The organism is Aurantimonas coralicida DSM 14790, from assembly GCF_000421645.1.
Taxonomy (GTDB): Bacteria; Pseudomonadota; Alphaproteobacteria; order Rhizobiales; family Rhizobiaceae; genus Aurantimonas; species Aurantimonas coralicida.
This window is the reverse complement of sequence record NZ_ATXK01000012.1, coordinates 62,078-83,501: the sequence shown is the minus strand read 5'-3', so window position 1 is coordinate 83,501 and position 21,424 is coordinate 62,078. Positions and strand designations below refer to the sequence as shown.

The following is a 21,424-nucleotide window of genomic DNA, read 5'->3' as shown; positions in this document are numbered from 1 at the left end:
AGGGTGTTAGCCGGCTATCGGTCGCGGTTGTGTCCTGCTATTTTGTCCTCGCGCAATGGGCGCGAGGGAGGCAGCCGTGATGAACAGACGTCTATCCACGATCGCGACCCTCGCCGGAGCGGGGCTTCTGATCCTCGGCCATGCGGGTGCGCAGGCTAAGCCCGCCGACTGCTACAGCTCCGACGACGGCTATTTCGACTGCGACTTCCAGATGACCGATTCGGCCGGCAGCTTCACCATCACCGGGCCGGACGTAACCTATATCCTCGTCATCGACAGCCCGGGCTACGCCTCGGGCTTCGTCAATCTGGGCCATCGCAACGTTCCCCTGCCGGGCACCTATGTGCGCGAGCGCGGCGACCCGGCCTGCTGGTCGAGCGCCGCGACCGATACGCGCATCTGCGCCTGGTAAGGTTTTGTTCGCGCTGTCGCTTCCCTGTGAAGATTCATCATGGCATCAGCAACCAAATGGCAGGGATGGCATTTTAGGATGACGGGGGACGAGGGGTGGAATAACGGTGCATTGCGGCGCCGGTGTCCGTCCGGCCTCCATTGAAGACGAGACGAATTCGCACGGCGCCGGCCTCCCGGGTTGCCTGCCGTCAACAAGGGCGCGGATGTGCCGACAGACAAGCCGAACCCTACCAAGGTGTCCGCCCGATACCGTCCGACATCTCCTCACGATCCGGCCGGACCGGGGCGCGGACCCGACGGGATGACGGGCATGGATCGCAGGTCCTCCGCGCTGGCATGAACGATCTCGTCTTCGCCCATATCTTCGACGTGCTTCCCAGCCCCTACATGGTGCTGGACCGGGAGCTGCGATACGTCTCGGTCAACCGCGCCTATGAGCAGGCCGTGCTGAAGCAGCGCGAGGAACTCGTCGGCCGGCAGCTGTTCGACCTGTTTCCCAATGAGGGCGAGAGCGGCCGGCGGCTGCGGGCGTCCTTCGCCGAGGTCCTGGAGACCGGCGAACCCGACACGATCGCCTTCATTCCCTACGAGATTCCGCGGCCGCAATCGGAAGGCGGCGGCGTCGAGGAACGCTACTGGACCGCCACGCACACGCCGATCCTGGACGATGACGGCGCGGTCGCCTTCATCGTGCAGAACACCGTCGACGTGACCGAGATCGTGCGGCTGAAACAGGCGAGCACCGTGCCGAGCGCCGCCGTGCCGGGCGAACTGGCGCTGCTGCGCAATGCCCGCGAGGTCGAGGAGGCCTATCAGGAGACCCGCTCCGAGAGCGAGGAGTTCCGCCGGCTGTTCCGGCAGGCGCCGGGCATGATCGCGGTGCTGCAGGGACCCGACCATGTCGCCGTCTTCGCCAATGACAGCTATGCCCGCTTCGTCGGCCATCGCGACGTGATCGGCCTGCCGATCCGGGAGGCGCTGCCCGAAGTGGCGGGGCAGGGCTTCTTCGAGATGCTCGATGCGGTCTATGCCGACGGCAAGTCCTTCACCGGCGAGGGCGTGCGCCTGCTCATCCACGGCGAGGGCGACGAGGGGCTGAGCGAGACCTTCATCGATTTCACCTACAATCCGATCCGCGATGCCGAAGGCCGCGTGACCGGCGTCTTCGTGCAGGGTGCCGACCGGACCGACGCGATCCGCGCCGCCGATCGCCAGCGGCTCTTGATCGACGAGCTCAATCACCGGGTGAAGAACACGCTCTCCACCGTCCAGTCCATGGCGCGCCAGAGCTTCCGCAAGCTGCCGCAGGCCCAGGAGGCGCGGGCCGCCTTCGACGCGCGCATCCTGGCGCTGAGCCACGCCCACAATGTACTGGCCGAGCGGCGCTGGGAGGCCGCGGGGCTCCGCGTGCTGCTGCGCCAGGAGCTGTCGCCGTTCCCGCGCAGCCAGGTCACCATGTCCGGGCCGGAGGTGCATCTGACCGCCCGCTCGGCGATCGCGCTGAGCATGGTGTTCCACGAGCTGGCCGCCAATGCGGCCGCCTACGGCGCGCTGTCCAGCGACGAGGGCGAGCTGGTGGTGAGCTGGCAGGTCGCCGGCGAAGGCGCCGGCCGCCATCTGTCCATCGCCTGGACGGAGACGGCCGGAGCGCCGGTTTCCGCGAACCCGCTCGTCGAGGGGTTCGGCATGCGCATGCTGCACCGTGTGGTCGAAGGCGAACTATCCGGTACGCTGTCCCTTGACCTTGCCTCCGGCGGCCTCATCTGCCGTATCGAACTGGCCCTGTCCGAGGTGGAGGAATTTGCAAGCACAGCCGCATAACACTGCTCGTGACGTCGCCGGACTGAAGGTGTTCGTGGTCGAGGACGAGAGCCTCGTCGCCATGCAACTGGAAGACATGCTGTTCGACCTCGGCTGCAAGGTTGTCGGACTGGCCATGCGGCTGAAGCGCGCCCATGACATGCTGGATTCCGGCATGGCGATCGACGTGGCCATTCTCGACGTCAATATCGGCGGCGAGAAGATCTATCCGGTCGCCACGCGGCTGCGGGAGGCCGGCATTCCGATCGTCTTCGCCACCGGCTACGGCCGCGAGGGGCTGGAGACCGAATGGCGGGTTTGCCCGGTGCTGCAGAAGCCCTACAGCGCCAGCCAGATCGAGCATTCCATCCTGGCCGTCACCGACTGAAAACAACCGGTTCGCGTCCAGGCGGGCGCCAAGGGCGAAGGCGGGAGCCATGCGCTCCCGTGCCGTGTCCTGTCAGGAGCTGCTCCCCGAGCCTGCGAGCTCAGTGGGCGTTTCGCCATATTCCGCAAAGGCTTGGCGCAGGATCGTGACAGACGAGGTGAGGAACAGGCCGGCCATGACCGCGGCAACCGCGAGGTCGGGCCAGGCCGAGCCCGAACCCCAGACGCCGAGGGCGGCGACCATCACCACTACATTGCCGATCGCGTCGTTGCGCGAGCACAGCCAGACCGAGCGCACATTGGCGTCGCCGTCCTTGTAGCGCATCAGGAGGCCGACCGAGGCCAGGTTGGCGGCGAGCGCCAGCAGCCCGATCAGCCCCATGATCTGGGCGCTGGGAACGCCGAGCACCAGCACCTGATAGGCCGTCGAGCCGAACACCCACAGCGCCATCAGGCTGAGCGAGACGCCCTTGAACAGGGCCGCCGAGGCGCGGATCTTCAGGCTCGCGCCGATGACCGCCAGGCTGAGGCCGTAGGTCAGCGTGTCGCCGAGGAAGTCCAGCGCATCGGCCATGAGCGCCTGCGACCCGGCGATGCGGCCGGCGCCCATCTCGACGAGGAACATCGCGCCATTGATGGCGATGACCGTCCACAGGATGCGCTTGTAGCGCGGATCGACGCCGTCGAAGACGGGCACGCCGCCCGAGCAGCCGCAGGCGGCGGTCGGTGCCGGTTCGGCCGCGGCGGGCTCGGTCGGGGCGGCGGGTGTGGCGGTGCTGGCGCAGCAATGGTCGGCCATCGCGGGGCTCCTTTTCATGCGTTCGGCGCGACCCTACAATCTCCAGTGACTAGAGAAGCAAGGGTGAAATCCGATGAATCTCGCAATCGGCGACTTGTCGCGCCGCACCGGGGTGAAGATCCCGACGATCCGCTACTACGAGGAGATCGACCTGCTGCCGGCGCCGCCGCGCAGTGCCGGCAACCGGCGGCTTTATGGCGAGGCGCATCTGCGCCGCCTCGGCTTCGTGCGCCATGCGCGCGAACTCGGCTTCGACATCGAGGCGATCCGCGAGCTTCTCGACCTGGCCGGTCATCCGACGCGGCCCTGCGCCAAGGCGGACGAGATCGCCACCGAGCACCTCGCCGACATCGACCGAAAGATCGCGCGGCTGACCGCGCTGCGGGCCGAGGTCGCGCGCATGACCCGCTGCCGGAACGAGACGGTCGAGCAATGCCGGGTGATCGAGGTGCTGGCCGATCACGACCAGTGCCTGGCGGACAGCCATCCGGCCCCCTGACGCGGGCGGCTGGCGGAACTGGGCCGGGCAGCAGGGCGCCGCGATTGTTTGGGGCCTCTGGCGGGAAGGCGCGCGGCCTATTCGTCGGCGGTGCCGGTCAGCAGCATGACGAACTGGCGTTCGCCGAGGTCGAGGCCGGCGACGCGGGCGCCGGGATGGCGGGCCCGCAGCGCGGCGTGCCGTGCGGGCTCGGCCAGCAGCATCAGATGCAGGCCCGCGGCCGCGAACTGCGCGTGCAGGGCCTCGTCGATGCTGGCCTCGCCGGGCAGGGCGACCACCGCGAGGACGAAGGCGCGGCGCAGCATGCGGTCGCGCGCCGCCTCCACGCTGGCGACGCGGCTTGCGCGGGCTCCGGCGGCGTCGAGCGCATTGGCGGTGCGAAGGCCCCGCGCCGCGTCGGGGTCGAGGACAAGCACGTCCCGGCCGGCGAGGAGGTTCGCCCAGCTGAAGTCGTCGAATGTGTCGAGACCGGTCGTCATCCGGCCATGAGATCACTCCCCTAGCGTACCGGCAAGCGCGGCGGCTTACGCCCGGCAGACGGCCGCCTGCCGCATGCGGGGCGGAACCCGAAACGCCATGCGGGGCTTTCTGCACGGTGAACGGCGCCCTGCGCGGCGAGACTGAACGGAGACGACATGGACGCCTTTGTCCGCAGCATGATGGAAACGCTCGGCCCCTTCGGCATCGCGCTCCTGATGTTCCTGGAAAACGTCTTTCCGCCGATCCCCTCCGAACTGATCATGCCACTGGCTGGCTACCAGTCGGCGAGCGGGCAGATGTCGCTGGTCACGGTGATCCTCGCCGGCACGGTCGGGTCGCTCCTCGGCGTCATCCCCTGGTACTATGCCGGCCGCTTCGTCGGCGAGCGCCGGCTGAAGCGCTTCACCGAGCGCCACGGCCGCTGGCTGACCATGGCCCCGGAGGATGTCGATGCCGCCGACCGCTGGTTCCGCAAATACGGCATCGCCGCCGTGCTGTTCGGTCGCCTGGTTCCGGCGGTGCGCACGCTGATCTCGGTGCCGGCCGGCATCGCGAAGATGTCCTTCCTCACCTTCCTGGTCTTCTCCGCCATCGGCAGCGCCGCCTGGACGACGCTTCTTGCCTATGCGGGCTATGCGCTCGGCCAGAATTACGAGGCGGTGGAATCCTATGTCGGGCCGGTTTCCAACGCCGTGCTCATCGCCATTGTCGGCTTCTACATCTATCGTGTCGCCACCTTCGACCGCAGCCACACGCGGGCGGAGACCACCGACGATTCGCCGCGCTAGGCGGGCCGTCTCCGCCAACACGATGCCGGACGACACCGACGGATGCAGATGCAACGCACGCGGGCGCGCAAGCTCGCCGCCACGATCGACGGTCTCTTCCGCACACAGGGTGATGGGTTCGCCACCGTGCCGGTCGATCATCTCGACCTCGGCTTCGACGGCATCGACGGCGACCGCCATGGCGGGATGACGCGGCGCTCAGGGGGACGCGAGCCCTGGTATCCGCGCGGCACGCGGATGCGCAACGAGCGCCAGCTCTCGCTGCTGGCTGCCGACGAACTGGCCGAGGCCGCCGCAGCGCTGGACATTCCCAAGATCCGGCCGGAATGGATCGGCGGCAATCTGCTCGTCGGCGGCATTGCGCGTCTCACCTGGCTGCCGCCGCGCACGCTTTTGATGTTCGCCGGCGGCGTGACCCTGCGGATCGACGGCGACAACCGCCCCTGCCGGTCCTCCGGTGCGGCGATCGCGGCGCATTACCCGGATCGCGGCGACATAGAGCTGGGTTTCGTGAAGGCGGCCATGCACCGCCGCGGCCTCGTCGCCTGGGTGGAAAAGCCCGGCCGCATCACGGTCGGCGAGGCCGTCGAGGCGCGCATTCCCGAGCAGTGGATCTACGCCTGAACTTCATTCGTCGTCCGTCTCGTCGGCTTCGTCGGCCACGGCGCCGGCATAAGGCTCTTCATCGATGGCGTCGGGGTCGAGATGGCGGGTGGCGCCCCAGCCGTCAAGCACCGCATTGGTGTCGTCGAGGACGAAGAAGCGTGCCGCGTCCTTGTCGTAGCCGTCGTCCATGAGTTCGTCATAGTCGGTATGGGCGTGGCGGATATGGGCGACCGCGGCGAGCCAGACGGCGCGTTCGGGCGGCAGGGAGCGCATGTGCCGGGCGCGCGCCGCCTCGCGGATCGCCTCGGCGTCAATGAAGGGCGCGCGGGGGATCAGGGCGGTGAGGGCGCGGGCAACTCTCTTCTGGCGTTCGGTGGCCAAGGCAGGGTCGGTCCCGTCAGGCCGGCGGCGCGTCGACCGACGCGAGATAGGGCTTGATGTCGAGGAGCGGCGTGCCGTCGAGGACGTCGATGGCATCGATGCCGATGATCCCGGTCTCGCGGTCGAGGGCGACGATCTGCACGAGATGCAGGCCGACCGGATTGGGCCGGACCGGCGAGCGCAGCGAGAAGGTGCCGCGCGGCGCGTCGGCATGGCGCGGCATCTGCAAGGCGAGATCGCGATCCGCCTGGTCGAGCCAGGTCAGGAGCAGCACCCATTGCCCGGCGCCCAGACCCGCAAGGCCCTCGCGCCAGCGCGGTTCGAGCCGGATTTCGGCGGGTTGGCCCGCCTCGCGGGCGCGGCCGACATTCTTCGGGCATTGCGATCGCTCGGTCCAGGGCGAGCAGATGCGGCCGATGAAGACCAGTCCGGCATCGTCATAGGCCGGCGTGGGCCCCTCGAAGCGGCGCTCGCCGGGCCGCGCGACGGTGGCGTCCGGGGCGGCCGAGGAAACGGGAGGCGGCGTCATGGCGCTGCGACGGCCATCGGGGCGGGGCGGGCGCTCCGACCATTCGTCAGCGGCGCATGGTATCGCTTGCATCGGTCCGTATTTTCACATAAAGATATCTTTATATCGAAATCGAGACGGAACATGCTGGACATTCAGAAGCTCTCCTTCGGCCGACTGGTCGATGCCCTCAAGGCGGTCGCCGAGCCGACCCGCCTGCGGCTCGTCCTGCTTCTGGCGCGAAGCGATCTGACGGTCAGCGACCTTACCGCGATTCTCGGCCAGTCACAGCCACGCATCTCGCGGCACCTGAAGCTCCTGGTCGAATCCGGCGTCCTGACCCGCTACCAGGAAGGCGCCTGGGCCTATTTCCGCCTGTCGGAGGAGGCGAGTGTCTCCGGTCTCGTCCATGCCGTTCTGAACTGGGCCGACGAGGCCGATCCGGTGGTGGAGCGCGACAGCGAGCGGCTCGATGCCGTCCGGGTCGAGCGCGCCCGCCGCGCCGCGGACTATTTCGCCCGCAATGCCGGAAGCTGGGACACGATCCGGGCGCTGCATGCCTCGGACGCCGAAGTCGAGCAGGCGCTTCTCGCCGCGCTCGGCAACAAGCGCATCGGCACGCTGCTCGATGTCGGCACCGGCACCGGCCGCATGCTGGAGGTGCTGGCGCCGCGCTGCGAGCGCGCGGTCGGCATCGACGCCTCGCGCGAGATGCTGGCGATCGCCCGGGCCAAGCTCGACAGTGCCGGGATCGGCAATGCCGTCGTGCGCCAGGGCGAGGCCTATCACCTGCCGGTCGAGCGTCAGGCCTACGACCTCGTCACCATCCACCAGGTGCTGCATTACCTGGAAGACCCGCAGGCCGCCGTGGCCGAGGCGGCCCGGGCCGTCGCGCCGGGCGGCCGCCTGGCGATCATCGACTTTGCGCCGCACGAGCTGGAATTCCTGCGCGCCGAGCATGCGCATCTGCGCCTGGGCTTTTCCGACGACACGCTGGCCGGCTATCTGGACGATGCCGGCCTCGAACTGGTGTCCCTCGACCATCTCGTCTCCAGCGGATGCGAGACCGGCGAACTCACCGTGACCATCTGCATCGCCCGGGACCCCCGCCTGCTCGTGGCAGGCGACGGCCCGAACCGCACAACCCTCGTCAGCTGATAGAGAGCCCCGTCATGAGCCAGACCCCGCCGCTTGCCGGTTCCGGACTTCGCGTATCCTTCGAGTTCTTCCCGCCGAAGACCGAGAAGATGGAAGAGAATCTCTGGCGTTCGATCGAGCGCCTCGCGCCGCTCGGCCCCAGCTTCGTCTCGGTGACCTACGGTGCCGGCGGCTCGACCCGCGAGCGCACCCACCAGACGATCGAGCGGATCCTTAAGGAGACCACGCTGACCCCGGCCGCGCATCTGACCTGCGTCGATGCCTCCCGGGAAGAGGTCGACGAGGTGGTGCGCCAGTACTGGGAGACCGGCGTGCGCCATTTCGTGGCGCTGCGCGGCGACGGGCAGAACGGCGTCGGCGGCAAATATGTCCCGCGCGAGGACGGCTATCGCAACGCCGTCGAGCTGGTCGCCGGGCTGAAGGCCTTCGCCGATTTCGAGATCTCCGTCGCGGCTTATCCGGAGAAGCATCCGGAAAGCCCGGACTTCGCTACCGACATCGACCTGTTGAAGCGCAAGGTCGACAATGGCGCGACCCGTGCGATCACCCAGTTCTTCTTCGATAACGACGTCTTCGAGCGCTACGTCGAGCGGGTGCGCCGGGCCGGCATCTACATTCCGATCGTCCCGGGCATCGTGCCGATCCACGACTTCGTCAAGGTCGCGCGCTTCTCCAACGCCACCGGCGCCAAGATCCCGTCCTGGCTGGCCGAGCGTTTCGACGGGCTGGAGGAAGATCCGCAGACCCGCAGCCACGTGGCGGCAGCGGTCTGTGCCGAGCAGGTGCTGGACCTGCAGAAGCGCGGCCTGTCGGACTTCCATTTCTACACGATGAACCGGGCCGACCTGGTCTATTCGATCTGCCACATCCTCGGCATGCGGGCCGGAACGGCCGCCGCTCCCAAGAGCGAGGCCGCCGCGGCCTGAGCAGCCGCGGCCGAAAGACATCGACCGAAACGAGAAAAGCCGGGGCAGGGCCCCGGCTTTTTTGTCGATGGGGCACCGTCAGGCGCCCGTCGGACGGATGGGATCAGGGCACGACGCCGATCACCATGGCTCCGACGAATGCAAACGCGGCACAGATCATCAGCAAATTCAGCGGACGCGTCAGTTCCATTTGCATTGCCTCCTCGTTGACGGACAACACGAAGAGTAACGGCGTGACACAGTGGGTAAATGCGAATTCGTCGCTGCACTGCGGCAGCGCGGCGCGCCAAATCCCCGCAGCCCCTATGGGCGCGGCGATGCACTGCGCCATCCGGCCTGTGTTTTTTTGGGACAGTGGCGAAGGCGCGAGCCGCTGCGTGTAGCCGGGTCGGGCCTTCCGGGGAGGGTCTGAGCCAAAGGAAGGCCAGCGTGATCAGGCGATTGGCGCCGGTCGCGGCCTCACGGCACAGCGAAGCGGCGCGCGGGCCCCAAACGGGGCGAATGTGGCGAAGCTGCCAGATTTGGGAATAGTCCCGATCGGAGACGCCGCCGGGGGACAGCGGCGTCGCGACGATCAGGGAAAGAGGACGATCGCGCCGACGGTGGTGATGCCGCCGAGCATTCCGAAGAACACGACGGTGCCGAAGATGGTGACCAGAGTCTCGATCCGCATGTGGCGTTCCCCTCGTTGATATGCGGGGTGTGAACGGCACTGCAGCACTTCGGTTCCCGTATTTGCGGACGGTCGGTGGGTTCGTGGTGAATCCTCAGATCGCCAGCCGCTCGCCCAGCATGGCGGCGATGGCGAGCGCCCGCGCGTCGCGCCCGAAACGCGTGACGATGGTTAGGCCCACCGGCAAGCCGTTGGCGGCGTGCAGGCCCGGCACGTTGACGCAGGGATTGCCGGTGATGGTCCACAGCTTGTTGAACATCGCGTCGCCGGTCGAGCGGAGGCTGTGTGGTGCCGCGCCGATCGCGGAGGGCACCAGCAGGGCGTCGGCATTCTCGAACAGGGTGGTGGCGGCCTTGCGGCCGATCCGGGCCGTGCGCCGCGCATTGTCGTATTCTTCCGGCGTCACGCTCGCGCCGTGGTCGAGCTGTTCCAGCACCTTCGGGCCCATCAGGGCGCGGTGCCGGGTGCGCTCGTGGAACAGCGCCTGCGCCGCCTCGAAATTCTGCAGCGGCGCGTGGATCTCGCGGGCCGCCGAGAGCGAGGCCGGCTCGGCGATCTCGATCAGCTTCGCCCCGGCCGCCTCGATGACGCGGGCGGCCGTGTCCCAGGCGGCGGCCATGTCGGGCTCGAGCAGGTCGTCGACGGCCGAGCGGTAAAGGCCGATGGTGAGCCCCAAGGCGTCGGCGGGCGGCGTGTCGGCCAGCGGCCGGCCGCTGATCAGCGCGGCGAGCAGCGCGACGTCGGGCACCGTGGCGGCGAAGAAGCCGACCGTGTCGAGCGACCAGGAATAGGTCTTCACGCCGACCGTCGGGAACAGGCGGAAGCTCGGCTTGTAGCCGGCGACGCCGCAGAAGGAGGCCGGGCGGATGACCGAGCCGCCGGTCTGGGTGCCGCAGGCGCCGGCGAGGTAGCCGGCGGCAACCCCCGCCGCCGAGCCGGAGGAGGAGCCGCCCGGCGTGTGGTCCTGATTGTGCGGATTGCGGGTCGGGGTCGGATCGAGCGAGGCGAATTCGGTGGTCGCGGTCTTGCCGACGATGGCCGCGCCCTGGGCCCGCGCCAGCGCGATGACCGGGGCATCGGCGGCCGGCTGGTGGCCGCGATAGATCGCCGAGCCGTGCTCGGTCGGCATGTCGAAACTGTCGAAGACATCCTTGGCGCCGAAGGGCACGCCGGCCAGCGGACCTTTGGTCGCCGCCGCCTCGGCGCGCGAGGCTTCGGGTGCGCGGTGGGTGAACACCCCGAGCGTGCCGTCGCCCGCGTCGATCCGCTCGTTGGTCGCGGCCAGCACCGCCTGCGGCGTCGTGCGCCCGGTCTCAATGTCGCGGACGATGTCGGTCAGGCGAAGCGGGGCGGCGGGCATGGCGATGGTTCCTATTGGCGGGTGTCCCTGTTTAGAGCGCTGTCCGGCTGTCGGACAAGCGCCCCTGTGAGTGGGCGGGCGAGCCGGCTGTCCGCCGCCGGAATGGCCGGTCTTGTGGGCCGGTCCGCAGGCCGGCCACGGGCAGGGGCGCTGACAACGCCGATCCATGCTCTAGTTGCGCCGCGATGACGGGCAGTGCGGGTGATTCCCTTATCCGCAGTTCGTCCGACCCGTCCCGTGACCCGAGCGTCACCCGTGGAGAACCGCCTGTTGCAGACCTTCAAGTCCGCCAAGGATGCCGCCCTGACGCTTCGGCCCGACGTGCCGGTCTATTGCTTCCGTCCCGCCGTCCTGACCGCCGATGCGGAGCGCTTCATGGCGGCGTTTCCCGGCGACACCGCCTATGCGGTGAAGACCAATGGCGAGCCGATGGTGCTGGAGACGCTGAGCCGGGCCGGCGTGCGCATCTTCGACGTCGCCTCGCCCGGCGAGTTCGAGGCCGTGCGCGCCGCCCAGCCGGATGCCGAGATGCTCTACATGCATCCGGTGAAGGCCCAGTCCGACATCCGCCTGGCGCTGGAGACCTACGGTATCCGGGTGATGTCCCTCGACCACGAGGACGAGGTGGTGAAGATCCTGCGCGTCGTGCGGGCGCTGGATCTCGATCCCGGCAAGATCACCCTGTTCATCCGCATCCAGACCAAGGGCAGCGCCGCCTACGAGCTGTCGAAGAAGTTCGGCGCGGCGCCGGCCCATGCGGTGGAGCTCCTGCAGCGCTGCCACCGGATCGGCTTCAAGGTCGGCATCTGCTTCCATGTCGGCTCGCAGATCGAGGACCCGGACACCTACGAGCGGGCGCTCGCCTCGGCCGACTGGGTGCGCAACCGGGCCGACGTGCCGCTGGCCGGCATCGATGTCGGCGGCGGCTTTCCGGCCGAATACGGCCACGACCCGCGCCGCAAGAAGAAGGAGATGCCGGGTTTCGGTCAGATCATGTCACGCCTGACCTCCGACATGGAGGAATGGGGCTTTTCGGACATGCCGATGGTCGCCGAGCCGGGCCGGGTGGTCGTCGCGCGGGCCTTCTCGCTCATCGTGCGGGTGCTGCTGCGCAAGGGCAAGCGGCTCTACATCAATGACGGCATCTGGGCGTCGCTGTCGGATTCCTGGACCGGCAAGATCACCCTGCCGGCGCGCTTCATCCCCGATCCGGCCCGCCAGAGCCGCAATGGCGACCCGGCGAACATCCAGGCCTTCAAGGTCTGCGGCGCCACCTGCGACAGCGTCGACATCCTGTCGCGGCCGTTCTGGCTGCCGGAAACCGTCGACACCGGCGACTGGATCGAGATCGGCCATATTGGGGCCTATTCCCTCTCCCTGCGCACCCGCTTCAACGGCTTTTACCCCGACACCTTCGTCGAGGTGGAAACGCCCTTCGACCATGGCGACGCGGCCGAGAGCTACGCCAGCCTGGAGACCATGGCTGACTGACTGATCAATCAAGAGGGGCGGCGCGAGGGAATTCTTAAGTGTCGCGCTCTAGAAATGTGGCGTGATCGCGACCGAGGAACCGTGACCCGCCATGCCGACTGACGTGCCGAGCCTGCCCAGCGTCGAAACCGCCGCGACAGATCCGGCGGCGTGCGGGGCGTGTGCTACGGTGCGGCGCCCGATGCCGGGCGGGGAGGCGCCCCGATGATCTATCGCGGGAACAGCAGCGCGCGCATCGCGCGCCTGTCTTCGGCGCTCGAGGCCACCTCGCGCCTGTTGCGCCAGAAGAACACCCAGCTCGCGCACATGACCAAGATCTTCGACCGGGCGTCCGAGGCGGCGCGGATGGGCGTGTGGGAATGCGCCTTGCCGCAGAACACGCTGCGCTGGACCGACGTCGTCTACGATCTCTACGACTTGCCGCGCGGCGCGCCGCTCGACCGCGACACGATCCTCAAATGCTATCCGGAAAAGTCCCTGCGGATCCTCGAGGAGATCCGCAGCGAGGCGATCGCCACGCGCGGCGGTTTCGGCCTCGACGTCGAGATCACCACCGCCACCGGTCGCCACCGCTGGATCCGCATCACCGCCTCGGTGGAGTGCGAGAACGGCGAGCCGGTCCGCATCTTCGGCTTCAAGCAGGACATCACCGAAGAGAAGCTGCTGGCCGACAAGATGCGCTATCTGGCCGAATATGACGTGATGACGGGGCTCGCCAATCGCAGCCAGTTCCAGAGCCGGCTGGTCGATCTGGCGGGCACGACGGCCGGCGACCGTGCCGTCGGCGCGCTGCTGCTGATCGATCTCGACGGCTTCAAGGCGATCAACGACACCTATGGCCACGCGTTCGGGGACGAGTGCCTGAAGGCGACGGCGGCCCGGCTGCGGCAGGTCTGCGACGATGCCGAACTGGTCGCCCGCGTCGGCGGCGACGAGTTCGCCGTGCTGCTCGGCAGCCATCTCGATGCGGCCGCCGCCGAAACCCTCGCCGCGACCATCGTCGACCTCCTCAACGGTCCTGTCGCCGACGCCACGGCGTCCGATCTCGGCGCCTCGGTCGGCATTGCCATGGCCGAAGCCGGGATGGAGCCGGACACGCTGTTCTGCCGCGCCGATTCGGCCCTTTACGCCGCCAAGGCGTCCGGCCGGAAGACCTACCGGATGTTCAGCCAGACCATGCAGAACCCGCTGCGCTCGCGGGCGGCCTGACCGGCCCGGCGCTCTCGTGAGCGCCTCATCCCCATCACATCCCACCGCATGCCTGAGCCAGCCCGCCATGTGCTGCCCGGCCGAAGCCCGGCCGCAGGGCCTCGTGCCGGGCCGCGCGGCGCCCCATATGCAGAGCCGGCGACGAAACCAACGGAGACGACCATGTCGATGAAGCGCGATTTCCCGGACCTTCCGCCGGTCTGGGCCTCCGGCTTCCTCATCGCCGAGGTCGTGGCGGCATCGGTGCTGCCGATCGCCGTCTTCGTGTCGGCGCCCGCGACGCTGATCGGCATCGCGCTGATCGTGGCGGGCGTCCTCCTCGCGGCATGGTCGGCCCTGTGGTTCCGGCGCAAGCGCACCTCGATCGAGCCGCGGGACGTGCCGAAGGCGCTGATCGTCGAGGGCCCGTTCAGGATCAACCGCAACCCGATCTATACGGGCATGGCGCTGGTGCTCGTCGGGCTCGCGTTCTGGATCGGCGCCCTGTCCGCCGTGGCGATCGCCCTCGTCTTTCCCTTCGTGATCACCGACCGCTTCATTCGCGGCGAGGAGGCGGCCCTGCGGTCGGCCTTCGGCGCCGAGGCGGAGGCCTATATCGCTCGCACCAGGCGGTGGTGACACCGGTGCGGCGTCAGGCAGCGGCGGTCTCGGCGATGCGATTGCGGCCGCCGTTCTTGGCCCGGTAGAGGTTGGCGTCGGCCGCACGCATCAGCCGGTCGAAGCTGGCTTCGCCTTCGGCGGAATGGGCGATGCCGGCACTGAGCGTCAGCCCGAAGCTGCCGTCATCCGCCGCAATCCGCGCGGCCGCGACGGTGGCCCGCACCCGGTCCGTCAGCATGAAGGCCTCGGTCGGGGTGACACCAGGCAGGATGGCCGCGAATTCCTCGCCGCCGATCCGCGCAACGAAGTCCTGCTGGCGGAGCACCGAGGGGCAGATGTGGGCGCAGCGCTTCAGCCCCGCGTCGCCGGCGGCATGGCCGTAGCGGTCGTTGATGCTCTTGAAATGATCAAGATCAAAGACAACCAGCGCGAAATGGCTGCGGTCCCGCAGCGCCTTCTCCAGCCGCTGCTCGAAGGCGCGGCGATTGGGCAGTCCGGTCAGGGCATCGTGCATTGCCGCGTGGCGCAGGTCCCTCGCCATCCGCTCATAAGCGATCGACAGGACGAAGGCGCCGCTGGCGGTGGTGTGGATCACCGCGATCAGCAGATGGATCTGCAGCACGCTGTCGAAGACCAGATGTGCAGTCTCTGCGGTATGGGCGTTGATGCCCTGCGCGATGCGACCGGCGAAGGATAGCGCCATGACGCCATAGGCGATGAGCAGGCCGTAGCGTGAAGGGAGGCCAGTCTCGCGATCGGTGTAAAACTCCCAAGCCGTCGCGGCGGCGAACAGCATCAGAATGGCATTTACGGTGTAATAGGCCACGGGATAGTCGAACCAGCCGGGAAGGGCGAACATGGTCGCAACGACCAGTGGCGGCAGGACGAGCAGGGACCAGTAGACCCGACGCCGGGCGAACAGGCGGGCCGCCGTCCAGCGCAGCCCGAAGCCGATGACCAGCAGGCTGTTGGGCAGCGCGAGGCCGAAGCTCGGCTCTTCGCCGGGAAAGGCCATGTAGGAGAACAGCGAGGCGGCGATGACGAAGTTCGCGCCGATCCAGGCCGGCCAGTAGGTTTCGTCCGGCTGCTTGCGCCAGGCCGCGTAGAAGGCGAGGCCCATGACGATGAGGATCATGGCATTGGTCAGGAACAGCGTCTGAACATCGACGCCGATATCCATGTCGACCCGCGAATTCATCCCCATCCCCCCACCGGCATCGCGCCCACGCCTGCTCTCGATGGTGACAAGAATGCCATGGGTCGCTTAAGGGATTGCTATGATCCGATCACGGCTTCGTTGACGTTGCTGTGGGCTAGGCGATGGCGATGCTGGCGAGGGCGCAGGCGAGGACCACCGTCCAGGGCGGCGCCTTCCAGACGACCAGCGCCACGAAGCCGGCCAGCGCCAGGGCGAAATCGGCGGGCCCGCGCACGGCGTTGACGAAGACCGGATCGTAGAGCGCCGCGCCGAGAATGCCGACGACGGCGGCATTGGCGCCGCGCATGGCGGCCTGCGCCGTGACGCGGCGGCGAAATTCGTCCCAGAAGGGCAGCGCCGCCACGACGAGCAGCAGGCCGGGCAGCGAGATCGCCACCAGCCCGATGACCGCCCCCGGCAGGCCGTAGCCCTGCGGCGAGGCGATGGCGCCAAGATAGGCGGCGAAGGTGAAGAGCGGGCCGGGCACGGCCTGGGCGGCGCCGTAACCGGCGAGGAAGGCGTCGTCGCTCGCCCATCCCGGCTCGACGACGAAGGCCTGCAGGAGCGGCAGGACGACATGGCCGCCGCCGAAGACCAGTGCGCCGGCCCGGTAGAAGGCGTCGAACAGCGCGACGGGACCGGCACCGGTCGCCGCCGGGTCCATGGCGGCGAAGACCGGCAGCAGGATCAGGAGGACGGCGAAGACGGCGAGGGCGACGAGCCCGGCGGTGCGCGAGACGGGGACCATGGGGATCGGCGGCAGAACCGCCGCCTCAGTGCGGCAGAACCAGAGGCCGGCGAGCCCGCCCATGACAATGGCTGCGATCTGGCCGAGCGAACCGGCCAGGGCGACGACCGCCACGACGGCGACGACCGCGATGGTCGCGCGCGTGCGATCGGGGCAGAGGCTGCGCGCCATGCCGAAGACCGCCTGCGCCACCACGGCGACCGCGACGATCTTCAGGCCATGGACGATCGCCGCGCCGATGCCGCTGTCGAAGGCGGAGGCGCCGGCCGCAAAGAGGATCAGCAGGATGGCCGAGGGCAGGGTGAAGGCGGTCCAGGCCGCCAGCCCGCCCAGCGGACCGGCCCGCATCAGGCCCAGCGCGAAGCCGACCTGGCTGGAGGCCGGGCCGGGCAGGAACTGGCACAGCGCCACCAGATCGGCATAGCCGGCCTCGTCGACCCAGCGTCGCCGGGTGACGAACTCGTCGCGGAAATAGCCCAGATGCGCGATCGGCCCGCCAAAGGCCGAGATGCCGAGTTTCAGGAAGGCGCGGAACACCTCGCCGGGCGAGCCCTGCGAAGCGTGGGCGGGGCGGTCCGATCCCGCGATTGCATCCGCTGCCCGGTCCCCGCGCACTGCCGCATCTGCATCCTTCACCCGTCGTCCCCCGCCTTCGTGATCGCGGCCAAGGGTGGCACGGATGAATGTCGGCGCGAAGACGCGAAAGCGGTCAGGCGCGCTTCGGCGTGATGTCCTTCATCGGCGGATCGCGCAGGGCGTCGCCATAGGCGGTGCCGGCCTCGCCGAAATGGTCGAGGACGATGTCGAGATTGCGCCGGTGCGCCTTGTAGAAGACGTCGAAGACGTCGCCGAGCAGCGGCACGGCGCCGACGGCGAAGTCGATGCCGAGATTGCCGGCCATCTTGACCAGCTTGTGCTTGGGCACACCGAGGCGCCGCGCCTCGTTGAGGATGTAGATGCCGACGAGGCTGCCGGCGGCGTCGCCGACGCCCGGAATCAGGCCCAGCACGGAATCGCCGCCGAAGCGGATGCCGGTGCCGGGAATGCGGATCGCCGTGTCCATCAGCCGCGCGACCCGGCTGATGCGCGTCAGGCGCCGCTGGTGGTCGGCGTGAAGGGAAGGGTCGGCGGCATTCATGGACGGGTCTCCGGTTCAATGGCTGGTTTCCATATGGGAACGCCCGAGCGGCGAAACAGATGCGTGGGCAGGGTGGCAGGGTGATCGCGACCGTCGCCGCCCGGCCAGAACCGAGAAAGCCACGACGCGCTCCGGCGCCGGACACAAGCGGGCCAAGGTTCTCGCCTTTCGTGCCGCAACTGCGAATCAGGCAGGCGGATCAAGGGAGACGACATGGAGGAAGCGGTCACCGAGGCCACGGCGACGGTCGAACACGCGGTCGCGGAGGTGGCCCAGGGCGCGCAGGGCGGCCACGGCGCCGACACCGGGCTGACCGCCATCGCCTTCGTGATCGTCGTCGCGGTGACCGCCGGCCTCGGGCTGATGCGGCTGCGGCAGCCGCCGCTGGTCGGCTTCATCCTCGCCGGCGTGCTGCTCGGCCCCTCGGCGCTGGGCGTCATCTCCACCTCCAACGAGAACGTCACCATGCTCGCCGAAATGGGCGTGCTGATGCTCCTCTTCTTCATCGGCATGGAATTGTCGCTGAAGGCCTTCGTCGCCTCGCTGAAGCCGGCGGTGCAGATCGCCGGCGGCCAGCTCATCGCCGCCATGGTGATCTCCTTCGGCCTGATGGCGATCTCGGAGGCGACGCTGGCCGAGGCGATCATCCTCGGCTTCATCATCGCGCTGTCCTCGACCGTTGTGGCGATGAAGATGCTGGAGGATATCGGCGAGCTGCGCCAGGAACCGGGGCGGATCGCCGTCGCGGTGCTGATCGCCCAAGACCTGGCGGTGGTGCCGATGCTGATCGTCGCGACCTCGCTGGGCGGCGAGGAAGCGGTGAGCTGGGTCGATGTCGGGCTGAAGATCGCCGTCGCCGTCGCGGTTCTCGGCGGGCTGTTGTGGTTCCTCGGCCGGCGGCCGAAGCTGAAGCCGTCCTTCGCGCCGGCGGTGGAGAACAATGTCGAGATCCTCGCCCTCGGATCGCTGGCCTTCTGCTTTGCCGCCGCCTCGTTCTCGGGCCTCGTCGGCCTGTCGCCGGCCTATGGCGCCTTCATCGCCGGGCTGGTGGTCGGCGCCTCGACCCTGCGCTCGCCGGTCATCCACGTGGTGGAGCCGATCCAGGCGCTGCTGCTGGTGGTGTTCTTTCTGTCCATCGGCCTCCTGATCGACCTGAACTACATCGTCGAGAACTGGGTGCTGGTGCTGGTCGCCTCGCTCTTCGTGATCCTCGCCAAGACCGTTCTCAACATCCTGCTGATCCGGCTGGCGGGCCTGCCGCACAAGACCGCTGTGGAGGCGGGGCTCTCCATGGCGCAGATCGGCGAGTTTTCCTTCGTGCTGGCGGCGGCAGCCTTCGCGTCGGGTGCGATCGGCGGCGACGTCTATCGGCTGGCGCTGGCGGTGACCGCCGTGTCGCTGCTGGTCTCGCCGGCCTGGATGGTGGTGATCCGCCATCTGGAGGGCGAGGCGCGCTTCGGCTACGCCGAGTTCCGCGCCGCCCTGACCGAGCTCTATGGCGACCGGATCGAGACAGTCGAGGATTTGGGCGTCTGGCTGAAGGTGCGCGGCCGCGCGTTGCGCCGGGCGATGACCCGGCGACGGGTCGCGCGCCGCAATGGCAAAGCGGAAGCCGTGGACGAGACCGGCGAGCCGGCGCCGCGCGAATAGGGCGCGGTCCTGAGGCCCGCCGTCAGTCGCGCGCGCCGATGCGGCGGGCGACGAGGCGGGCGATCGGCGGGCCGGCAATCAGCACGATGACGAAGCGCACCGTCTGCAGCGCCATGACGAAGGGCAGGTCGACATTGGTCGAGGCCGCGATGATGGCGATGGAATCCATGCCGCCGGGGCTGGTCGCCAGATAGGCGGTGACCGGATCGATGCCGAGCCAGACGTGCAGAAGCGCGGCGATGCCGCCGCAGAACGCCATCAGGAGAAGGATCGAGCCGACGATCTTGGGCAGCGCCTGCCAGGCATGGGCGAGGACGGCGCGGGTGAAGCCGAGGCCGATCTTCCAGCCGAGAATGCCGTAGCCGAGGACCAGGAACCACTCCGGCAACTGGAATTCGACGACACCGCCGAGGGTGAGCGCGACGGCGATGGCCATGGGCAGCAGAAACGGACCGGCGGGTATCTTTAGAAAGCGGCCGACCAGAATGCCGAGGCCGACGAAGCACAGCGTCGGGCCGAAATGCGCCCAGTCGAGCGCCGGAAACCAGACGATCGCCGCGCCGGCGGAGGCCGCCGCCTCGCCATTGGTCCAGAACCCCGCCATCAGCGCGGCGGCGAAGGCGACCAGGATCACCCGCAGATACTGCATGAAGCCGACGAGCCGGGCGTCCGCGCCGAAGGCCTCCGCCATGACCATCATCGCGGTGGCGGCACCGGGCCAGGAGCCCCAGACCGCCGTCGTGCCGGGCAGGACGTGCCAGCGGCTCATCAGGCCGCCGAGCACGCCGCTGGCGGTCACCACGGCGAGGACGACGCCGACATAGAGCGGCCAGTCGCGCAGGAAGGTGGCGAGGATCTCCAGCGTGATGGACGAGGCGACGAGGCAGCCGATCGCCGCCTGGGCGCCGTGATAGGGTGCCCTGGGCACGGCGATGGTGGTGCCGAGCACCGCGATGACGATGGCGGCGATCATCGGCCCCAGAAGCATGGCGGCCGGCATGCCGACGAGTTCCAGCAGGCTGCCGATCAGGATCGAGAGCGCCAGCAGCGTCAGCCATTGCAGCGGCACGGGCATCCGGCTCGCCGCGCCGGCCGTCTCGACGGGCGTCTCTAGGGGCGGAACAGTGTCGTCCCTCACGGGCGGGGCCGCGGGGCTTGCCGGGCGGGCTGCCGATCCGCACCGGCCCCTCGTGGGAGCGATGGATGGAAAAGCGGGGAGGTGGGGTCGGGTCACGGGCGCGTCCTGCCGCCCGCGCCGCCGGTGGTTGGGTCCCGGCACGGGCATCGATGGAGATAAGCCGTGCTTAGCGTCTTCGGGGCCGGATGGCGAGGGCGCCCGGCCCATCGGCAATCCGGCAGGGCCCCCGCGGAGAGTTCGCCGGGGCGTCGTCGCTATCAGAGCGCGCGGAGAAGGTCGGGCGTCGGCCAGCCATCGGCCGGCAGGCCGAGGCGCATCTGCTCCTTGCGGACGGCGGCGCGGGTGTTCTCGCCGATGATGCCGTCAATGCCGCCGGTGTCGTAGCCGAGATCGGTCAGGCGCTGCTGCAGCTGCTTGGTGCCCTCGAGGTCGAGGCCCGGCTGCGGATTGCCCATGTCGACCGGCGGGGCGCCGGCAAGGCGGGTCGAGAAATAGGCCGCGGTCAGGGAATAGACGAGCGACTTGTTCCACTTCAGGTAGATGTCGAAATTCGGATAGGCGAGGAAGGCCGGGCCGCCGCGTCCCATCGGCAGGATCAGGGAGGCCGGCAACTGGTCGGACGGCAGCGCCGATCCGTCGGCCTTCGTCACGCCGAGTTCGGCGAAATTGGCGCGCGGCTCCTTGTTGACCAGCGCGGCGCGGTCCCACGGGAATTCCAACGGCACCTGCACCGCCTCGAGCCACGGCTCGCCGCCGCGCCAGCCGAGCGACTGGATGTATTTGCCGGTGGTGAACAGGACATCGGCGGCGTCCTGGCGCAGGTCGATCCGGCCATTGCCGTCGCCATCGGTGCCGAATTTCAGATATTCCTCGGGCAGAAGCTGGGTCTGGCCGATCTCGCCGGCCCAGGCGCCCTTCATCTCGGACGGGGTCAGATAGCCGCGATCGACGATCTCGATTGCCGCCAGGAGGTGCGGGCGGAAGAGTTCGGGACGGCGGCAATCATGGGCGAGGGTCGCCAGCGCCGCCAGCGTGTCGAAATTGCCGAGGACGGCACCGTAATCGGTTTCCAGCCCCCAGAAGGCGGCGATGACCGGGCCGGGTACGCCCGTCTCGGCTTCGATGCGCGACAGGACGCTGGCGTATTTCTGCAGGTTTTCCTTGCCCTGCTGCAGCCGGTAGCCATTGACCATGCGGGTGGCGAATTGCTGCCAGTCCTGGGCGAAGACGCCCTGGGCGCGATCGGCGGCGAGCACCTTCGGGTCCTGCCGCATGTCGGCTACGGCCGCCTCGATGGCGCCGGCCGACAGGCCCTTGGCCTCAGCCTCGGCGCGCACGCCCTGGAGGAAGGCGCCGAAATCGCCGCCGCATTGCTGGGCCGCCGCGAGGCCGCTGCCGGACAGGAGAAGCGACAGGGTCAGGGCGAGACGGCTGGCAACGGGCATCGGCGAGTTCCTCCAGAAGTGGGGCAAA

The 21,424-nt window shown here is 68.8% G+C and carries 23 protein-coding genes; 12 read left to right on the top strand and 11 right to left on the bottom strand.

The genetic code is table 11. From position 1 onward, the window contains the following. The first annotated feature begins 79 nt into the window (after nucleotides 1-79). The 3 genes from H536_RS0119450 (at nucleotide 80) to H536_RS0119440 (ending at nucleotide 2,602) form a co-directional block, all read left to right on the top strand. Entirely contained in the window at nucleotides 80-412 is a 333-nt protein-coding gene (locus H536_RS0119450; RefSeq protein WP_024352038.1) for a hypothetical protein, read from the top strand. 338 nt (nucleotides 413-750) lie between these two features. Then, complete coding sequence (locus H536_RS0119445) at nucleotides 751-2,235, top strand: sensor histidine kinase (protein ID WP_024352037.1); 1,485 nt, start codon at nucleotides 751-753, stop codon at nucleotides 2,233-2,235. After that, a complete protein-coding gene (locus H536_RS0119440; protein ID WP_024352036.1) occupies nucleotides 2,216-2,602 on the top strand; it encodes a response regulator in 387 nt (128 codons plus the stop codon). Before H536_RS0119445 ends, H536_RS0119440 begins: the two co-directional genes overlap by 20 nt. Nucleotides 2,603-2,674: 72 nt before the next feature. On the opposite strand, the gene H536_RS0119435 is transcribed toward H536_RS0119440, so the two are convergent. Beyond that, complete coding sequence (locus tag H536_RS0119435) at nucleotides 2,675-3,400, bottom strand: cation efflux transmembrane domain-containing protein (RefSeq protein ID WP_024352035.1); 726 nt, start codon at nucleotides 3,398-3,400, stop codon at nucleotides 2,675-2,677. Between the two features lie 73 nt (nucleotides 3,401-3,473). On the opposite strand from H536_RS0119435, the gene H536_RS0119430 reads away from it, so the two are divergent. Further along, the gene (locus H536_RS0119430) at nucleotides 3,474-3,899 is read left to right on the top strand and encodes a MerR family transcriptional regulator (protein WP_024352034.1); all 426 of its coding nucleotides are present in this window, start codon (nucleotides 3,474-3,476) and stop codon (nucleotides 3,897-3,899) included. A 77-nt stretch (nucleotides 3,900-3,976) separates the two neighbouring features. Here the strand turns inward: H536_RS0119430 and H536_RS0119425 are convergent, their stop codons facing one another. Further along, nucleotides 3,977-4,378 carry a hypothetical protein gene (locus H536_RS0119425; RefSeq protein WP_024352033.1) on the bottom strand — a complete coding sequence of 134 codons (402 nt, stop codon included), beginning with the start codon at nucleotides 4,376-4,378 and terminating at the stop codon, nucleotides 3,977-3,979. 156 nt (nucleotides 4,379-4,534) lie between these two features. On the opposite strand from H536_RS0119425, the gene H536_RS0119420 reads away from it, so the two are divergent. Continuing rightward, nucleotides 4,535-5,167 carry a DedA family protein gene (locus H536_RS0119420; protein WP_024352032.1) on the top strand — a complete coding sequence of 211 codons (633 nt, stop codon included), beginning with the start codon at nucleotides 4,535-4,537 and terminating at the stop codon, nucleotides 5,165-5,167. 42 nt (nucleotides 5,168-5,209) lie between these two features. Next, nucleotides 5,210-5,791, top strand: a complete 582-nt coding sequence (locus H536_RS0119415) for an MOSC domain-containing protein (protein ID WP_024352031.1) — start codon at nucleotides 5,210-5,212, stop codon at nucleotides 5,789-5,791. Nucleotides 5,792-5,794: 3 nt separating this feature from the next. Here H536_RS0119415 and H536_RS0119410 read toward each other — a convergent pair whose 3' ends face one another. Next, nucleotides 5,795-6,250 carry a DUF2293 domain-containing protein gene (locus H536_RS0119410; protein ID WP_081651993.1) on the bottom strand — a complete coding sequence of 152 codons (456 nt, stop codon included), beginning with the start codon at nucleotides 6,248-6,250 and terminating at the stop codon, nucleotides 5,795-5,797. Then, entirely contained in the window at nucleotides 6,171-6,683 is a 513-nt protein-coding gene (gene tsaA / locus H536_RS0119405) for a tRNA (N6-threonylcarbamoyladenosine(37)-N6)-methyltransferase TrmO (RefSeq protein ID WP_024352029.1), read from the bottom strand. Before tsaA ends, H536_RS0119410 begins: the two co-directional genes overlap by 80 nt. Nucleotides 6,684-6,806: 123 nt before the next feature. Between tsaA and H536_RS0119400 the strand changes: the two genes are divergently transcribed. Both H536_RS0119400 and metF read left to right on the top strand, forming a co-directional pair. Beyond that, the gene (locus H536_RS0119400; RefSeq protein WP_024352028.1) at nucleotides 6,807-7,820 is read left to right on the top strand and encodes an ArsR/SmtB family transcription factor; all 1,014 of its coding nucleotides are present in this window, start codon (nucleotides 6,807-6,809) and stop codon (nucleotides 7,818-7,820) included. Between the two features lie 14 nt (nucleotides 7,821-7,834). After that, nucleotides 7,835-8,746 carry a methylenetetrahydrofolate reductase [NAD(P)H] gene (metF, locus tag H536_RS0119395; RefSeq protein ID WP_009210182.1) on the top strand — a complete coding sequence of 304 codons (912 nt, stop codon included), beginning with the start codon at nucleotides 7,835-7,837 and terminating at the stop codon, nucleotides 8,744-8,746. Nucleotides 8,747-8,849: 103 nt separating this feature from the next. On the opposite strand, the gene H536_RS0119390 is transcribed toward metF, so the two are convergent. Together H536_RS0119390 and H536_RS0119380 are read right to left on the bottom strand one after the other, a co-directional pair. Beyond that, a complete protein-coding gene (locus tag H536_RS0119390; RefSeq protein WP_024352027.1) occupies nucleotides 8,850-9,077 on the bottom strand; it encodes a hypothetical protein in 228 nt (75 codons plus the stop codon). A 436-nt stretch (nucleotides 9,078-9,513) separates the two neighbouring features. Beyond that, entirely contained in the window at nucleotides 9,514-10,779 is a 1,266-nt protein-coding gene (locus H536_RS0119380; protein ID WP_024352026.1) for an amidase, read from the bottom strand. Nucleotides 10,780-11,049: 270 nt separating this feature from the next. On the opposite strand from H536_RS0119380, the gene H536_RS0119375 reads away from it, so the two are divergent. The 3 genes from H536_RS0119375 to H536_RS0119365 all read left to right on the top strand — a co-directional run bounded on the left by H536_RS0119375 (nucleotide 11,050) and on the right by H536_RS0119365 (nucleotide 14,097). Continuing rightward, nucleotides 11,050-12,270: an alanine racemase gene (locus H536_RS0119375; protein WP_024352025.1), complete on the top strand. Its 1,221-nt coding sequence runs from the start codon at nucleotides 11,050-11,052 to the stop codon at nucleotides 12,268-12,270. A gap of 204 nt (nucleotides 12,271-12,474) precedes the next feature. Beyond that, nucleotides 12,475-13,479, top strand: coding sequence for a diguanylate cyclase domain-containing protein (locus H536_RS0119370; protein ID WP_024352024.1), 1,005 nt, complete (start codon nucleotides 12,475-12,477; stop codon nucleotides 13,477-13,479). A gap of 162 nt (nucleotides 13,480-13,641) precedes the next feature. Continuing rightward, a complete protein-coding gene (locus tag H536_RS0119365; RefSeq protein ID WP_024352023.1) occupies nucleotides 13,642-14,097 on the top strand; it encodes a methyltransferase family protein in 456 nt (151 codons plus the stop codon). A gap of 13 nt (nucleotides 14,098-14,110) precedes the next feature. Here the strand turns inward: H536_RS0119365 and H536_RS0119360 are convergent, their stop codons facing one another. The 3 genes from H536_RS0119360 to H536_RS0119350 form a co-directional block, all read right to left on the bottom strand. After that, nucleotides 14,111-15,277: a GGDEF domain-containing protein gene (locus H536_RS0119360; RefSeq protein ID WP_024352022.1), complete on the bottom strand. Its 1,167-nt coding sequence runs from the start codon at nucleotides 15,275-15,277 to the stop codon at nucleotides 14,111-14,113. Nucleotides 15,278-15,392: 115 nt separating this feature from the next. Continuing rightward, a complete protein-coding gene (chrA, locus tag H536_RS0119355) occupies nucleotides 15,393-16,613 on the bottom strand; it encodes a chromate efflux transporter (protein ID WP_024352021.1) in 1,221 nt (406 codons plus the stop codon). A gap of 121 nt (nucleotides 16,614-16,734) precedes the next feature. Continuing rightward, nucleotides 16,735-17,163, bottom strand: a complete 429-nt coding sequence (locus H536_RS0119350) for a DUF4112 domain-containing protein (RefSeq protein WP_024352020.1) — start codon at nucleotides 17,161-17,163, stop codon at nucleotides 16,735-16,737. A gap of 213 nt (nucleotides 17,164-17,376) precedes the next feature. Between H536_RS0119350 and H536_RS0119345 the strand changes: the two genes are divergently transcribed. Further along, nucleotides 17,377-18,813, top strand: coding sequence for a cation:proton antiporter (locus H536_RS0119345; RefSeq protein WP_024352019.1), 1,437 nt, complete (start codon nucleotides 17,377-17,379; stop codon nucleotides 18,811-18,813). 22 nt (nucleotides 18,814-18,835) lie between these two features. On the opposite strand, the gene H536_RS0119340 is transcribed toward H536_RS0119345, so the two are convergent. Beyond that, the gene (locus H536_RS0119340) at nucleotides 18,836-19,951 is read right to left on the bottom strand and encodes an AbrB family transcriptional regulator (protein ID WP_029703708.1); all 1,116 of its coding nucleotides are present in this window, start codon (nucleotides 19,949-19,951) and stop codon (nucleotides 18,836-18,838) included. Nucleotides 19,952-20,208: 257 nt separating this feature from the next. Then, a complete protein-coding gene (locus H536_RS0119335; RefSeq protein WP_024352017.1) occupies nucleotides 20,209-21,396 on the bottom strand; it encodes a lytic murein transglycosylase in 1,188 nt (395 codons plus the stop codon). Nucleotides 21,397-21,424 lie beyond the last annotated feature (28 nt).